The organism is Sphingomonas sp. FW306-1B-B10E (assembly GCF_058782005.1).
Window position 1 is genome coordinate 1 of sequence record NZ_JBYSXG010000054.1, and the last position, 16,367, is coordinate 16,367.

General features: G+C 68.1%; 10 protein-coding genes. 4 read left to right on the forward strand and 6 right to left on the reverse strand.

The window, feature by feature from the left end; genetic code table 11:
* Positions 1-68: 68 nt before the first annotated feature.
* Positions 69-1,313, reverse strand: coding sequence for a spinster family MFS transporter (locus AC3WJI_RS17580; RefSeq protein WP_492758587.1), 1,245 nt, complete (start codon positions 1,311-1,313; stop codon positions 69-71).
* A 109-nt stretch (positions 1,314-1,422) separates the two neighbouring features.
* Positions 1,423-3,684 carry a TonB-dependent receptor gene (locus AC3WJI_RS17585; protein ID WP_492758588.1) on the reverse strand — a complete coding sequence of 754 codons (2,262 nt, stop codon included), beginning with the start codon at positions 3,682-3,684 and terminating at the stop codon, positions 1,423-1,425.
* A gap of 109 nt (positions 3,685-3,793) precedes the next feature.
* Between AC3WJI_RS17585 and AC3WJI_RS17590 the strand changes: the two genes are divergently transcribed.
* A complete protein-coding gene (locus AC3WJI_RS17590; RefSeq protein WP_492758589.1) occupies positions 3,794-4,408 on the forward strand; it encodes a TetR/AcrR family transcriptional regulator in 615 nt (204 codons plus the stop codon).
* Positions 4,409-4,648: 240 nt separating this feature from the next.
* A complete protein-coding gene (locus AC3WJI_RS17595; RefSeq protein WP_492758590.1) occupies positions 4,649-5,686 on the forward strand; it encodes a helix-turn-helix domain-containing protein in 1,038 nt (345 codons plus the stop codon).
* Positions 5,687-5,770: 84 nt separating this feature from the next.
* On the opposite strand, the gene AC3WJI_RS17600 is transcribed toward AC3WJI_RS17595, so the two are convergent.
* Positions 5,771-6,301 carry a YceD family protein gene (locus AC3WJI_RS17600; protein ID WP_492758591.1) on the reverse strand — a complete coding sequence of 177 codons (531 nt, stop codon included), beginning with the start codon at positions 6,299-6,301 and terminating at the stop codon, positions 5,771-5,773.
* Positions 6,298-6,810, reverse strand: a complete 513-nt coding sequence (locus AC3WJI_RS17605; protein ID WP_492758608.1) for a ubiquinol-cytochrome C chaperone family protein — start codon at positions 6,808-6,810, stop codon at positions 6,298-6,300. Before AC3WJI_RS17605 ends, AC3WJI_RS17600 begins: the two co-directional genes overlap by 4 nt.
* Positions 6,811-6,931: 121 nt before the next feature.
* Here AC3WJI_RS17605 and AC3WJI_RS17610 point away from each other — a divergent pair, with 121 nt between their 5' ends.
* Positions 6,932-7,411: an outer membrane protein assembly factor BamE gene (locus AC3WJI_RS17610; RefSeq protein WP_492758592.1), complete on the forward strand. Its 480-nt coding sequence runs from the start codon at positions 6,932-6,934 to the stop codon at positions 7,409-7,411.
* A 101-nt stretch (positions 7,412-7,512) separates the two neighbouring features.
* Complete coding sequence (locus AC3WJI_RS17615; RefSeq protein WP_492758593.1) at positions 7,513-8,034, forward strand: RcnB family protein; 522 nt, start codon at positions 7,513-7,515, stop codon at positions 8,032-8,034.
* Positions 8,035-8,191: 157 nt separating this feature from the next.
* Here the strand turns inward: AC3WJI_RS17615 and pbpC are convergent, their stop codons facing one another.
* Positions 8,192-10,294: a penicillin-binding protein 1C gene (pbpC, locus tag AC3WJI_RS17620; RefSeq protein ID WP_492758609.1), complete on the reverse strand. Its 2,103-nt coding sequence runs from the start codon at positions 10,292-10,294 to the stop codon at positions 8,192-8,194.
* A 243-nt stretch (positions 10,295-10,537) separates the two neighbouring features.
* Positions 10,538-16,294 (reverse strand): alpha-2-macroglobulin family protein, encoded by a 5,757-nt coding sequence (locus tag AC3WJI_RS17625; RefSeq protein ID WP_492758594.1) that lies wholly within the window; start codon positions 16,292-16,294, stop codon positions 10,538-10,540.
* Positions 16,295-16,367 lie beyond the last annotated feature (73 nt).

The window sequence follows — 16,367 nt, forward strand, 5'->3', positions numbered from 1 at the left end:
TAGCAGCTCGAAAGGCTCGCTGCGCTCGCACCCACCCCCAGCCCCTCCCTTGCAGGGAGGGGAGCAACTCAATCCACCCAGTCCCGCGCCAAAAACCGACTCGCCAGCGCCATCAGCGCCCCCGCGACGACATACAGCCCCAGCCCCGCGGCGATCGCATAGCGCAGCGCCTCGTCGCCATAAGCCGGGGTCAGCGCCTTCGACAGCGATCCGATCGCCCAGCTGCCGAGCCCCAGCCCGATCAGATTGTTGATCAGCAGGAAGCTCGCCGACGCGGTGGCGCGCATATGTGACGGCACCAAGTGCTGGACCGCGGTCAGCACCGGCCCGAGCCAGACATAGACCAGGGCCTGGGGCAGGAGGAACAAGGCGAACGCCACCGGCCAGCTGCTCGACAGCACCCCAGCAATGAACAAAGGCGCGCCCGCGACGTAGCAGATCGCCGGCGCCAGCGCGTACCAGCGCCGGCCGCGCGCGCCCAGCCGGTCGCCGAGCCAGCCGCCGAGCAGGATCCCCGCCACGCCGCCGGTGAGCAGCAGCGCGCCAAAGAACTGCCCGGTCTCGACCAGGGTCAGCCCGAAGCTGCGCTGCATCAGGCTGGGCAGCCAGAACGCCACGCCATAGCCGCACATCGATCCTGCCGCGGCGCCGAACGCCATCAACCAGAATCCCGGCTTGGCGGCGAGCATGCCGAACACGCGCGCGACCGGCACCTGCTCCGCCGATGCCGCGGCGCGCGGCCGGTCCCTGACCAGCAGCTTGAACAGCGGCGCGATCACCAGCCCGCCGAGCCCGACGACGACGAATGCAGTCCGCCATTCGACATTCTGCGCGATATAGCCGCCGAGCAGCACGCCGCCGGCGGCACCCAGGGGAATTCCGAGCGAATAGATCGCCAGCGCCCGCGCGCGCCGTTCGGGCGGGAAATAGTCCGAGATCAATGCATAGCTCGGCGCCACGCCCCCCGCCTCGCCCACGCCTACTCCCAGCCGGAACAGGAACATCGTCGCGAAATTCTGCGCGAAGCCGCAAAGCGCGGTGAACGCGCTCCACACGCCGAGCGAGACGGTGATCACCCAGCTCCGGCTGGTCCGATCGGCGAGCAGCGCGAGCGGGATCGCCAGGGTCGAATAGAGCGCGGCGAAGGCGAGCCCGCCGAGCATGCCGAGCTGGGCGTCGTCGAGCCCGAGATCCTTCTTCACCGGCTGGGCGAGGATGCTCAGAATCTGCCGGTCGAGAAAGTTGAAGATGTAGACCAGCAGCAGCATCGCGAGCACGACATTGCGGGAGGACCTGGTGGGGCTCTGAGGCATGACTGCTCCCTGGCGCGTGGCGCCCCGGCTGTCACGAAGTGATAGCGAGGGCCTGGCGGCTGCTTCTTTCCGTCACCCCGGCATTGGGCCGGGGTGACGCGTCAAACGATCAGAACCGCACCTCGACGGTGCCGGTCACCGTGCGCGGCGGACCGTAATAGCCGATCAGCGAATTGCCGGTCAGCGCGCCGAGGAAGTTATACCCGCCGACCCGATAGCGCGCGTCGGTGAGGTTGCGCGCCGCGACCCCGATCCGATAGCGGCCGCTCTCCGACGTCCAGTTGAGCGCCGCATCGACCAAGGCATAGCCGTCCTGGTCGAGCCCCGGCGTGGCGAACTCGAACATCTGGGTGTCGCTGCGCAGCGACACCGCCGGCGTGAACGCGATCGTGCCGCCGGCCAGGTCTTCCGACCAGGTCGCCGAGGCGTTGGCGGTCCATTCGGGGGTGTTCTGGAACGAGCGCTGGTCGGCGACGTCGACCGGGGTGGTGCCCCCGCCGATATAGGTGAGGAACTCCTTATAGTCGGCATGGGTGTAGCCGAGCACGAGGCTCGCCGAGAAATGCCGCGACGGCACCATCCGCGTCTCGAGCTCGAAGCCGTAGATCTCGGCCTTGCCCGCATTGTCGACGAAGCTGGTGATCCCGCTCGGCAGCGCCGGCACCTGGATCGTGACCTGCTGGTCCTTGTAGTTCGAGAAGAAGCCGGCGAGGTTCACGAACAGGGTGTGATCGAGGAAGGCGCTCTTCATGCCGAGTTCCCACGAATCGATCGTCTCGGGCTCATAGCCGTTGACCGTGGTCGGGGTCAGGATCGCGTCGCCGCGCATGTCGAACCCGCCCGACTTGAAGCCCTGGCCATAGCTCGCGTAGAAATTGAGGTCCTGGCGCGGCTCGTAGCTGAGGCTCACCCGCGGGGTGAATTTCTCGAAGCTGCGCTCGTTGGTGTAGTCGGTGCGCAGCAGCCCCGGCACGGCGCTGGCATTGCCGAACAGCGGGCTGCGGATGCCGGTATAGTTGCGGCGGAACACCGTGCCGGTCTTCTCGTCGCGGGTGTAGCGCGCGCCCGCCGAGATCTTGAACTTGTCGGTCAGGTCGAAGCTCAAATCGCCGAACGCGGCATAGCTCTTGGTGTCGACCGTGCCCGAGGTCAGCGTGGTGGTGTTGAGCAGCCCGACCACCGTGTCGAAGGCACCGCTGGCGCGACCGTTGAGATAATAGAGCCCGACCACGCCCTGCAGCCGCTCGCCCTCGAACAGCAATTGCAGCTCCTGGGTGAACTGGCGGTCGTCGTAGAAGGCCGGCACGTCGAGCGTCGGCAGCGCGGTATTATCGAAGTCGATCAAGGTATCGGTGCTGCCGTCGCGCCACGCGGTGATCGACTTGAAGGTGAGCGCGTCGGACAGGCCGATCTCGGCAGTGGCCGAGATGCCGCGGGTCTCGACGCGGTTGTCGTCGCCGATTCCGGCGCGGGTGTCGTAGACGCTGTCGGTCGGCAGGTAGCGCGGATCGGTGCCGTTGGGCAGCAGCCGGGTGCCGTGGCGCGGCTTCGACTTGTCGAGCGTGCGATCGCCGGCGACGCGGAAGAAGATGGTGTCGGTCGGCGCGAACTCGGCCGAGACGCGCGCGGCGATCACGTCCTTGTTGTAATGCTCGGCGCCGGTGGTGAGGTTCTCGCCATAGCCGTCGCGAGTATAGCGCGCGACCGCGCCGCCGATCGACAGGCTGTCGGTGATCGGCACGGTCACCTGCCCGACCAGGTCGAGCTGGTTGTACGAGCCGTAGGACGCGCGGGCCGAGGCGCGGAAGTCGTTGCCGAGCCGGCGGGTGACGTACTTGACCGCGCCGCCGATCGTGTTGCGGCCATAGAGCGTGCCCTGCGGCCCGCGCAGCACCTCGACCCGCTCGACGTCGAAGATGTCGAGCACCGCGCCTTGTGGCCGGGCGACATAGACGTCGTCGAGATAGAGCGCGACGCCGGGCTCGAAGCCCCAGAGCGGGTCCTGCTGGCCGACGCCGCGGCTGAACGCGATCAGGGTCGAGTTCGAGCCGCGCGCGATCTGGAGAGTCAGATTGGGCGTCTTGTCCTGCAGCGCGGTGATGTCGGGTGCGCCGGTGCGCACCAGCGTGTCGCCCGAGACCACCGACATCGAGATCGGCACGTCGATCAGGCTCTCCTCGCGGCGCCGCGCGGTGACGGTGATCTCGCCGGTATCCTCGACGGGCGTGGTGACGCTGGCGGTCGCATCCGCGCCATAGGTCTGTCCTTCGGGAGCGGTGGCTTGGTCCTGCGCGAAGGCAGGCGCGGCCGCAAGCGCAGACAGCGCGGCGCCGACATGCAGAATCGTGCGGATGGAGTTCAGGCGTGACATGGTTTTCCTCCCCAGAATTCGACCCGGTCTTGTGCGGGTTGTAAGCTGTCAAGAGAGGCTATACTGAAACCTGAACCGGGTTTCAACTTGGAAGAATGGGGGCGGAGCGATGGAGAGCGAGGCGGCGAGCCTAGGCAAGGAACCGCGTACCGCGCGCGGCCGCAAGACGCTGCGCGCGATCCTCGACGCAGCGGCGACAGAGTTCGGCGAAAAGGGATTCCACGAAGGCTCGATCAGCGGGATCACCCGCCGCGCCGGGGTCGCCCTCGGCAGCTTCTACACCTATTTCGACTCCAAGGACGCCGTCTTCCGCGCCCTCGTCCGCGACATGTCCGAACAGGTGCGCGAGCATGTCGCCCCCGCACTCAAGGACGCGCCCGGCCAGATTGCCGCGGAGCAGGCGGCGCTGCTCGCCTTCATCAAGTTCGCGCGCACCCACAAGGAAATCTACCGGATCATCGACGAGGCCGAGTTCGTCGATCCCGAGAGCTTCCGCATGCACTACGCCACCACCGCCGACCGCATCGCCAGGCGGCTGCGCGCCGCCGCCGACCGCGGCGAGGTGCGCGACGATGTGAGCGAGGTCCATGCCTGGGCGATCATGGGGATGAACGTCTTCCTCGGGCTGCGCTACAGCGTGTGGGACGAGGACGCCGCGCCCGAGGCGATCGCCGAGACAGTTGCGGCGATGCTGGCGCGGGGAATCGGGATGGGAGGAGAGTAGCGATCGTTCCCTCCCGCCAATCGTGTAACCCCAAAGCGTGTGCCGACAATCGCTTCAACTCGATAGCTGCTACGCGATCCAGTCAAACGCGCATTCAGCAAACCTCCCGTTCTCATTTCGCGCAAGCCGCCACTGAGCAGCTGTCGTGGGCGAAATCGTGCGACCGATGAACGCCATTTCAGTCCTTGTACCAATGGACCGTACTATCGACGACTGGTAAGACCCGATATCCGTCCGCCAATGGACGAGCGCGATTCACTTTCCAAATTAACGGAGCGCGAGAAGGTTTGTCTCCGGCAATGGCTTCAGCATAAGTCGGCCAAGGAAATCGCCGCGGATCTCGGCATTTCGCACCATGCAGTCGAGAAGCGCCTCAAGATGGCGCGCATCAAGCTTGGCGCGACGTCGTCACTGGAAGCCGCCCGCATGCTCGGTGAGGCAGAAGGGTACGGTCAAGCGGTAGCCCAACCGCCGGACCTCGTTTCCGCCGCTCTCCCGCTACACACTCCCTTCACTCGTTTAGCAGTCCTGGGAGTGGCCATCATGATCCTCGTCGGCGCAATTGTGCTTGGTTTGCTTTCGCAGCCCGCCGCCTTCTCGCAAGCAGCTGATAAACAATCGGTGGAGTCGGCTGGAAAACGGGCATCTACCCCCGGCACGGCGCCGACCCCCGGCAGCGAGGCTGCCTTGCGCGGGCTTGTCGCCGGACTGGCGAGCGGCACACCTGATTATGACAAGCTCTCTCCGCAATTCGCCGAAGCCGTCCGCCGGGACCTTCCCACGACACATCGCCTGTTCAGCTCGATGGGCGCGCTCAAGTCGGTGACTTTCCGCGGGCGCGGTAGCGTGGACGATGACGTCTACGACTTTATGTTCGCCAATGGCGGGGTGATGGTGTCGGCCCGGCTCGACGCCGACGGGAAGATGACCGGCGGCATTCTCCGACCGATACAGTCGCCCGGAGAACGGCCCTTCACTCCCGGCACCGAGGCTGCCTTGCGCGGGCTTGTCGCGGGGCTGGCAAGCGGATCGCCCGACTATGACAAGCTCTCTCCGCACTTCGTCGAAGTTGTCCGCAACGACCTGCCGATGACCCATCGCCTGTTCAGCTCGATGGGCGAGCTGAAGTCGATGACGTTTCGTGAGCGCAGCGCGCTCGGCGACGACGTCTACGAGCTGGTGTTCGCCAACGGGCGCGTGATCATGTCTGCGGCGCTAGATGCCGACGGCAGAATGACCGGCGGCATTATCCGGCCGCAGGAGCCCGCCGGGCAATAATGGCAAGGGGGCAACTGCGAGTTTCAGCTCGCCGTCTCGAGGACGCGGCGCTCCCGACACATTCTGCAGTAGGAGGGCTGCCGCCTATTTCTTCCCCAGCTTGCCCTTGAGCGCCGCCGCCAGCGGACTGAGCGGCGCCACCTCGTCCTCGCTTATCACCCCTGCCTCCCTGAGCGCCGCGGCGGCGTTCGGACTGCGCGGGAACGGATCGAGCGACAATGCCAAACTTTCGGCGGCGGCCTCGCCGAGGTCGAGCGCGCTGCCGGTGTAGAAGACGGTGTCCATGTCCTCCTCGGCGAGCTCGACTTCGTCGTGGCTCTCGTCCTCGGCCATTTCGGGCAGGAAGCGGATCGCGAAATCCTCCTCGATCGTCGCGGGCAGCGGATCGCCGGTGATCCCGCACGATTGCGTCACTGCCGACGACAAATGGCCGCTGGCGAGGATCCCGATCGCATCGCGGCGCAGCTTGAACCGCGCGACGAGCCGCTCGATCGCGACGAGATCGAAGCGCGCGGCGAGCGCCTCGCATTCTCCGGGCGTCGCTTCGATCTCGACCTGGGTCTCGCCGGCACCGATCTGGTCGAGCCGGTGCGGGCGGGAAAATTCGGGAGTCATTCCGGCAGCTCCCCGGCGAGAATGGCGGCGGTGGGCATCGCGTCGAGCGCGTCGCGCAACGCCCGCAAGCGCGTCTCGACATGCGCCAGCGCGGCATCGGCGGGCGCGTGCCCGCGATAGAGGTTGCGGACCAGGGCATTGCCCAGCCCGTCGCCCGCCAGCCCCGCGCGATACGCGCCGAGCCGGCCGCCGATCATCCCCATCATCCGCCCCATATGCTTGCCGACGACGATGTCGCCGATCCCGATCTGGCGCAATTGACCGTCCATATCGTCGATGAAGCATTCGGCGAGCGCGGTGCTCGGCGCGATCGCCTCCGGCGCCTTCTCGAGGCGCAGCAGCACCAGCGAGAGGACCGCGGCAATCATGTCGAAGCGGCCGTCGATCGTGTCGGGAACGGCGCCCTCGACATACCAATGCGGCGCGCGTCCGGCGGCCACGATCGCGGCGTAGAGGCGCGGCGCGGTGCCGCGGTCGGGGGCGCCGAACAGGCGCTTGAGCAGTCCCATGATGGTCTTCGTCCGTGTGAAAGCCGGCGCGACCTTGTTTGGCCGCATTTTGCCGCATATTGAGGCGAATGGCGCGCGATGCAATGCGCGCGCCGGTGCTCGCGTTGCCCTGGAGATTTCGATGCCCTTCCCCGTTCGCCTGGCCGGTTGCGCCGCGCTCCTCGTCGCGATGGGCAGCACCGCCTGTTCGCCGATCCGTTCGCACCAGGGCTATGTGATCGACAAGGAGCTGGTCGATTCGGTTCAACCCGGCGTCGATACCCGCGAGTCGGTGATGCAGACGCTCGGCCGGCCGACGCTGACCAGCCAGTTCAACGAAGGCGAATGGTATTACGTCTCGCGCGACAGCCGCAACTTCGGCTATAGCGACCCCAAGGTTCGGGAGCAGACCACGATCCGCGTGCGCTTCGACGCCGCGGGCAACGTCGCCGCGGTCGACCGGATGAACCAGGATCTGATCGCCTCGGTCGATCCCTATGGCAAGACCACCCCGACGCTCGGCCGCAAGCGCAGCTTCTTCAGCGACCTGTTCGGCAATATCGGTACCGTGGGCGCGCCGGGCACCGGCGGCGGCGCGCCGGGCGGCAATACCGGGCCCTAAGCTTGCTGCTTGCTGACGGGCGCATTCCCGCGCGGTTCAGCGAGGATCCTCCAGATTGCGACGGTGCCGGACGAATACCGGCCTGTGTCTGGAGGAACGACATGAGGAAGATCATCACCGCAGCCCTGCTTGCCGCCGTCGCGATGCCGGCGGCGGCGCTGCCCACCGCGGCGAGCGCGCAATCGAATGGCGAGCTTCGCCGCGACCGTCAGGACATCCGCCAGGAACGCCGCGAGCTGCGCGCCGCCTATCGCCGCGGCGATCGCAGCGACATCCGCGACCAGCGCCGCGACCTGCGCGAGGCGCATCAGGAATATCGCGAGGATCTGCAGGACCGCAATCGCCGTTGGGGCGACAATGACTGGCGCGACTATCGCGGGCGCAACCGCGGCGTCTATGCCCGCGGCACCTGGCGCGCGCCGTTCGGCTATACCCGCTTCCGCAGCGGCGTGCGGATCGCGCCCAATTACTGGAGTTCGCGCTACGTGATCGCCGATCCGTGGCGCTACCGCCTTCCGCCGGTCGGTCGCTACCAAAGCTGGGTGCGCCATTATGACGACGTGCTGCTGGTCGATACCCGGCGCGGCATCGTGATCCGGACGATTCCCGGCTTCTATTGGTAAGCCAGCCGGCCCGGGGGCGGCGCATGCCGTGCCCCGGGGTTCGGCCGCGCCGAATGCGGCGGCGCGGCCGTGCCCGTGGGCACAGTCCTGAAAGGGATAGGACCGCGCCAATGAACGCGCGGCAAAGCATTTCGCTCCCGTAGCGACTTTGCAAAGTTCAACGAATCGTGAAGAGAATCTGGTCGACGACTCGGCCGCCGAGATCGACCAGTTGCAGCCGGTGCTGGCCACGCTGGGGCAGGATCAGCGGGCGGCCATCGGCGGTGCCGAGATCCTCGCGGTCGAGTAGCAGCCGGTGCCCAGCAACCTCGCCGGCGACGGCGATGGCGAGCCGCTGGCGGCCGGCGGGAATGTCGGGATCGAGCGCGTAGACGCTTCCCGCCACCGGATTGACGATATGCGGCCGCCGCGCCGCCGCGGGGGCCGCGGCGACTTCGCTGAGCGCCGTCCCCTTCACGAAAACCTCGCGGCGGGGCTGCTCGATCCCCTCGGCAAAGTGGATCGTCCGCGTCTCGATCCCGGGCGGAGGCGGCGGCGTGCGACTGGGCGTGCCTGCGTGCAACGCCATCATGACGTCGCGCCACACTGGCGCCGCGCCGCTCGTTCCCGAGACTGCCCGCATCGGGTCGCCCTCAAGGTTGCCGACCCACACGCCCACGGTGAAGCGGTCGCTGAACCCGATGCACCAATTGTCGCGCATTGCCTTGGAGGTGCCGGTCTTGGCCGCCGCCCAGAAGGGCAGGCGCAGCGCCGAATCGACGCCGAAGGTCCCGGCGCGGGCATTGGGATCGGCAAGGATGTCGGCGACGATCCACGCCGCCTGGGGCGACACGATCTGGCGTCCGGCCGGCCGCGGCGCGCTCGCGACGAGGCGCAGCGGGGACCAGCGCCCGCCGAGCGCGAGGCTGCGATAGGCGGCAACCTGTTCGAGCAGGGTGACCTCGGCCGAACCCAGAGCGAGCGAATAGCCGTAATATTGGCCATTCTCGACCAACCCGCGATAGCCGGTGTCCCACAGCCGGTCGCGGAATGCGTCGACGCCGGTGAGCAGCAGGGTGCGCACTGCGGGCACGTTGAGCGAACCCGCCAGCGCGACGCGCGCCGAAACCGGGCCCTTGAATGCCTTGTCGTAATTTTGCGGGACGTACAGCCCCGAGGCGGTGTCGAGCTGGACCGGCGAATCGTCGAGGATCGAGGCGGCGGTGAGATAGCCCTTCTCGATCGCCTGGGCGTAGAGGAACGGCTTGAGCGTGGATCCCGCCTGGCGGTAGGACGCCGCGCCGTCGACCGCAGGGGCAGTGCTCTCGCCGCCGATCCCGCCGACATAGGCCAGCACGTCGCCGCTGGCATTGTCGACCACCACCACCGCGCCGTCGCGCGCGCGCGTGCCGCCCAGCCCTTGGAGCTGGCGGCGCAATGCGGCGCTGGCGACGGCCTGGATGCGTGCGTCGAGCGTCGAACTGATCTTCGCGCCCGGCTCGGTCAGCAGCCGTGCCGACAGATGCGGCGCGAGCCCGGGATCGAGCGCGAGGCTGCGCGCCGGGCCGAGCATCGATGCGGCGGCGCCGGCGAAGCGGCTGCAATCCTTGTCGTGGCCGAGCGCACAGGCGCGGCGCGCGACTTCGGCCGACCCCGCGCCCGGATTGGGCAGCAGTGCCGCGAGCAGCAGCGCGTCGTCGCGCGTGAGTGTCGCCGGGGTCTTGCCGAACAAGCCGAGCGCGGCCGCGCCGATCCCCTGCGCCTCGCCGCGGAAGCCGGCGAGGTTGAGATACGCCTCGAGAATCTGGTCCTTGCTCCAATTGGCCTCGAGCGACCGTGCCGCGCGCATCTGGCGAAACTTGTCCCAGGTGCCGCGATGCCCTGGCGCGGCGAGATCGGGGGCGAGATAGGCGGCGACCTGCATCGACAGGGTCGAGGCGCCGCGCGCGCGCTTGCCCTCGATACGGTCGCGCAGCGCGCCGCCCAATGCCCACCAGTCGACGCCGCCATGCCCGCGGAAGCGCCGATCCTCGGCAGCGACGAGCGTGTCGCGTGCCACTTGCGACACGTCAGCGAGCTTCACCCAGCCGAGCCGGCGCGCCTGATAATCGATCCGGCTGCTGTCGATCAGTCGGCCGTTGCGGTCATAGAGCCAGGCTTCGGAGGGCTGCCAGCTTGCGACGACCGCGGCATAGCCGGGAAGCGGCGGCGGGCGGGTGATCCACGACAAGGTGACGAAGGTGCCGATTAGCAGCGCGGCGGCGGTGAGCACGACGCGCATAGGCGTGAACACCCCGCGCCAGCCGCGTTCGCGAAACGCCGCGCGCTGGCCACGCGCCCAGGCGGCGAGCGCTTCGGGGAAATCGTCAATGCGTCGTAGGAGCTGCGATATCGAACGCGGGAACATGGGTGCGAGCTGCCCTCACCCTTCCGGCGCTTCGCGCCTCCCTCCCTCTCCCGACGGGAGAGGGAAGGGGCCTACTCGCGTAGCGAGTGGAAAGGGTGAGGACAGCCGCGTCACGATCTAGCGCTCCGCCACCACCATCTCCGCATTGGGCAGCTGCGCGCGGATCTCGGGCGAGTACATCGCCTCGACGCGCGTCGCCGGGAGGCTGAACCGCCCCGCCGCATTGAGCCGCATCACGTAGGAGATCGTGAAGCTGCCCCGCGGCACCCAGCCATAATAAGCCCGCCACGAGCCTTGGCCGCGCTCGGTCCAATTGGGCGAGACGCCGTCGGCCGTGCCGGCTTGGCTGCTGAGCATCTCGGATTGGCCGCCCAGGCTGCCGATCACCGTCGCGCCGGTCGGCACCGGATCGTTGATCACCACCCAGTTGCGCTCGGCCGACGCTTCGACGCTGATCGTCACCTTGATCACGTCGCCGCGCGTGTAGCGCCCGGGGGTCAGCCCCTGCACCACACTGACCTGCTTGGTCATCTTGTACCCGGCCATCAGCGGCTGGATGAGCGGCACCGCCGCCTTGACCCGCACGAACGCCCAGGGGCCCGCGCCGCCCGCCTGGCGCATCACCAGCGGCGTGGTCGCCGCCGGCAGCGGCAGGCTGAAGCTGCGCTGCGGCTCGAGCAACGGCCAAGGCCGGCTGACCGTCGCGGTGCCGAGGCTGGCGGTGGTGATTCCCGCGATTGCCTCGGCGGGATAGGCCGCCATGAACTTGCGCGTCGCGATCGTGCCCCAGGCGTTGCTCGTCGTGGTGTCCCAATGGCCGCGCTGCTGGCGCATCGCGAGGCCGACCATCATCTTGGGCGTCTCGACTTGCCAGCCGGGGCGGCCGAGCGTGACCATCAGCGCCTTGATCGACGCCTCGTCGTCCGACGACATCAGCCACCACGGCATATTGCCCTTGTCGCTGAGGTCGATCCGCGTGCCTTCATAGACCAGCCGCGACCGGAGCACCCGCTCGGCATCGGCGCGCAGCTGCGCGCCATTGGCGAGCCCGGGCACCTTGGCCAGGGCGGCGAGATAATCGGCGAGCGACGCCGTCGGCATTTCGTTCGGCGAGATGCCGAGCTGGCCGAGCATCGCCGAAGTCGCCGCACCCTGCCGGGCCAGCGCGGCGAAGGCAGCGATCCGCTGGAGCCGGACATCGCCATAATCCTCGCGACGCAGGCGCCCGTCGAGCACTGCCTTCATCGCGTCGATCGCCTTGGCGCGCGGCCCGTCGGGGAGCGGCAGCCCGGCCTCGGCAGTGATCGACAGGATATAGGCGGTGAGCGCCTCCGATCCCGACCATTCGCCCGGGAAGTAGCGCAGCAGCCCGTCATTATCCTGATAGGCGGGAAGCTCGCCGGCAATGCCGTTCCACATGCCGCTGTCGCCGAGCGCGATGGCGCGCGAGGTGCGCTGCTCGAGGCAGCCATAGGGATAGGCCGCCATATAGTCGCGCACGCCCTGGAGCGGCGGCGCGAGCGTATCGGCGAGCGTCACGTCGACCATGCCGAAGCCCGGCAGCGCGCCTGTGGGCGGCGCGATCGAGAAGCTGGTGCCCTCGCCGACCCGCGCGAGCGTCGCCGCCCAGACTTCGACCGGTACCGCGGGGATCACGTCCTGCGCCACCGTCACCTTGTCGACCGCCTTGCCGTCGGCCGACTTGGCCGAAACCGTCCAGTTCAATTTGCCCGCCTGGTTCGGCGCGGTGAGGTTCCAGCTGACCGGCGCAGCGCCGCCCGCGGGGATCTCGACAGTCAGGGGTTTGCCCTGCGCCACCGCCGGATTGAGCGCGACCGTCGCGGTCACCTTCATCGGCTTGTCGGACCCGTTGCGGAGCGTGAACATCGCCCCGAACGTATCGCCGGTGCGCACAACCTGGGGCACGCCGGGATAGATGCTGAGGTCCTGGTGCGTGCGCACGCTCGTATCGCCGGTGCCGAAGAGCTGCGCGCCGTTGGTGGCGATCGCGACCAGCTTGAACGAGGTCAGCGCATCCGACAGCGGCACCTGCACCCGCGCACGGCCGCTGCCGTCGAGCGGCACCTTGCCCTTCCACAGCAATACCGGCTGGAAATTCTCGCGGTTGAGCCCCGAGAGATCGCCGCCGCCGCCGCCGCCGGCCTCGACCGCCTTCTTGCCGTAGTGACGCTTGCCGACGACCTGGGTCTGTGCGGTCGAGGTCAGCACCGAGATCGGGCGGTCGCCCATCATCGCGGTGAGCACGTCCCAGCTGTCGTTGGGCGCGAGCTGGAGCAGTGCCTCGTCGACCGCCGCGAACGCCACGTCCGCCTCGCGAGCCGGCGAGCCGTCCGGGTTCTTCACCTGCACGTCGACATTGGCGAGGTCGCGCGCGGCATAGGTCGCCTTCTCGGCCTTGACCGCGACGCTGAGCCGATGCCCTTCCCAGCCGACCTTCACCTTGGCGATGCCCAACCGATAGGCCGGCTTGGCCAAGTCGACCGTCGCAGTCGGCTTGCCGCCGTCCTGCGAGAAAGGCAGCCCCCAGTCGCGCGCGAGGTTCGAGCGCCAATTGGCCCAGCCCGACACGCGCCCGCGCACCGCCATCACCGAGACATAGACATCGGGCGCATAGGCGCCCGGCATCGGCACTTCGATCACCGGGTCCTTGCCGCTCAATCCCACCACGAAGCTCGACAGCACGCCCTCGCGCTCGACCGTGACCAAAGCGGTCGCCTCGCGGAAGGGCATGCGGACCTGGAACTTGGCGGTCTCGCCTGCCTTGTATTCGAGCTGCTCGGGGATGACGTCCATGCGGTCGCCATTGTCGCCGCCGAACCACCAATCGTCGTCGCCGACCAGCCAGGTCGAGCGCGTCGCGCGCGCGACATTGCCGTTGGCGTCCTTGGTCGTCGCCACCGCATAGACTTCGCCCGACACGCCCGGATCGAGCTGGCACGTCGCCAGCCCCTGCGCGTCGGTCGTCGCCGAGCAGGTCGCGCTCAGCTTGGTCGTCTTCATCTGGTTGTCGTAGGCGTAGAAGCCGCCGATCAGCCGCCGCCGCGCCGTCAGGATCTCGCGGCTGTACAGCTCGACCGAGATGTCCTGGTTGGCGAGCGGCTTGCCCGCGGTATCGAGCGCGACGAAGCGCAGCCGCAGGTCGTCATGCTTCATCAGCCAGCCGTCGGTCTTGATGCCCAACTGTACGCCCGACGTGTAGATCGGGATGCGCCGCGACGCGGTCAGGATCTCGCCATTGGCGTCCTGATAATCCATCTCGATCTGCATGTTGGTCGGCTGATCGAGACTCTTGGGCACTTCGATCGAGGTCCGCGCGGTGCCGTCGCCGCCCAGGGTCACCGGCAAGGTCTGGGTCGGCGGCAGCGGCGTCGATTCCTCGTCGGTCTCGTCGTCGCCGTTGAGCGCCTTGACGCCTTCGGTCAGCGCGCGGCCGCCAAAGGTGTAGCTGTCATAGCCGTCCGGCGTGCTGATCCCCTCGAACCAGCCGACGCGGAGCTCGACCGGCAGGTTGCCCGCGCCCCCGCCCGACAGATAGCCGACGAACAGGTCGAGCGGCAGCGTCGACGGCCGCACCGCCGCCTCCTTCGGCCCGGCCACCGACGCCTTCATCGTCGGCAGCTTGAACTCGTCGATCTTGAACGACTGGTTGGTATAGGTGACCTTCTCCTCGCCGCCCTCGGTGCGGACGAGCTGGATGTCGTAATCGCCCATCTTGGCGCCTTGCGGCGCGGTCCATTCGGTCTCGCCGATGCCGTTGGCGTCGATGCTGAGCGGCAAGTCGTATTTGGTGTCGGAGCCGCGATGCGACAGCCGCAAGGTGCCGGTGAACGCCGGCGAGGTGCCGAACCCGCTCGCGATCGGTTTGCGCACGATGTGCTTCATGTGGATCGTCTCGCCCTGGCGGACCAAAGCGCGATCGAACACGGTGTGGAAGATCTCCTCGGCTGCCGAATAGCCATAGGAGAGGTCGAAGTCATACGGACGGATGCCCTCGCCCCACTGCGTCAGCGTAAAGCTGAAATCGTCTGCCTTGCGCGCCGAGACCATCAGCGGCGAGGCGCTGCCATCCTCGCAGCTCGCATAGGTTTCGGGCTGGGGCAGCCCGGCCGGGACGCCGAGCCGGCCCGACGCATCGGTGGTGCCCTTGGCGAGGATCTGGCCGGTGCAGCTGTCGGTGATCCGCACCTCGGCGCTGCCGACGCCCTGCCCGCTGTCGAGCGCGGTCACCCACACGAGCGACTGATCGCGTCCCCATTTGAAGTGGACGCTCATATTGGTGACCAGCGCGCCGGCGGCGACGTAACGCGGCGCGTTGCGTCCGAGCAAAGCATTGCCCAGCTTCGGGCTGGCGAGCTCGACGATATAGAATCCGGGCTTGGTCAGCGGGATGCCGACGACTTCGAAATCCTTGCCCTTGCCCGGGAGCGAAACCTGGAACGGCTTGCCCGACGCCGGGGTGAGCAAAGGCTTGGCGCCGGTCTGGTTGATCCGGATCGTCTCCTTGCCGCGCTCGATCTCGTCGGTCTTGGTTTCCGCCGCATCGGCGAGCGCGCGGAACCATTTGGCGACCTCGCCGTCGCCGCCCTCGACGCGCAGCGACTGACCGTTGACCGCCATCTGGCTGCCCCGGAGCGATTCCTCGACATTGCGCACCGTGACCGGGAGGACGCCGCCTTCCGCAGCCTCGAGGATACCGAAATTGCCGACGAACTTCACGAGTGGCGGCGCCTCGTCGAAGCGCACGTCGAGCGGGAAGCGCTCGCCGTTGGAGAGCTTGCGCCCGCTTTCGTCGGTGACGTTCGCGGGCAGCGTCAGCTTGCCGACCATTGCGGCGGGGAGCGGCGCCTTGAATTTGACGTCGGCGATCGTCGCCTTGCGCTTCTCCTCGTCGGTGAAGACCGGGCTGAGCGCCTTGCCGCCAGGCAGAGTGATGCGGATCGCCTCGGCCTGGCTGCGCGGGATCGGCGCCGAGAAGCGCACCCAGGCATCCTGCACCGGGCTGCACCCCGCCTGCGCATTGACCCGCGAGCATTCGAACCGCGCCGCGAACGGCTTCCGCACGGTGAAGTCGAAGCGCTGGTCGGTGCCGGCGGTGCGCCCGCCGGCGGCGATGTCCTTGCCCCAGACGAGCGCGACGTCGCGCCCGGGGGGCAGCGGCCGGCGGCACTTGAGTGCGACGACGCTCGCGGTCGCCTTGGCGCGATCGGCCTCGGCGGCAGGCAGCGCCTTGGGCAGCCCGGCTTCCTCGAGGAAGCTCTGCACTTCCCAGCGATCGGTGCCCAATCCGGCAAGCACCTTGCCCGGCACCTCGGCGGGAAGCACATCGACCGGGATCTTCTCGCCGATACCGTCGACCGCACAATAGGCGTTCGCGCCGACCGAGGCGCGGTCGGGGGCGATGTTGGCGGCGACGAGGAAGGTCTGGTCCTCCTCGATCTCGCCGCCATAGCGGCTCGGCAGCACCGCACGCGCGATCGGTCCGCCGCTGTCGACGGTGAACTTGCTCTGCCCGGTCAGCGCATAGCCGGCGAGGCTCTTGAGCTTGTCCTTCAAGGTGAAGGTGCAGGTCACGCCGCCGGGAAGCGGGCTGGCGAACTCGTAGACGAAGGTCTGCTGGTCGACCCAGCGGCCCTCGCCGCCGATCGGACATTCGACAGTGAACGGCCCCGCCGCGCGCGGATCGCCCAGCGGCACCATCGGCTGGTTGAAGCGCGCGGTGAAGCGCTCGATCGCGCCATTGCCGACGCTTGGGGTCGCCATCTCGACCTGCGGGCTGTTGTCGCTCATCGCCAGGGTCGCACCCAGCGGCGCGGCGATCAACGCCAGGATCCCGAGCCGGACAGCGAGCTTCATCTCAGCGAATTCCCCCAAAGCTGCGCGCACCCTAGCGTCCGCCGGGATTCACGCCAACGTCCAATTGACTGAC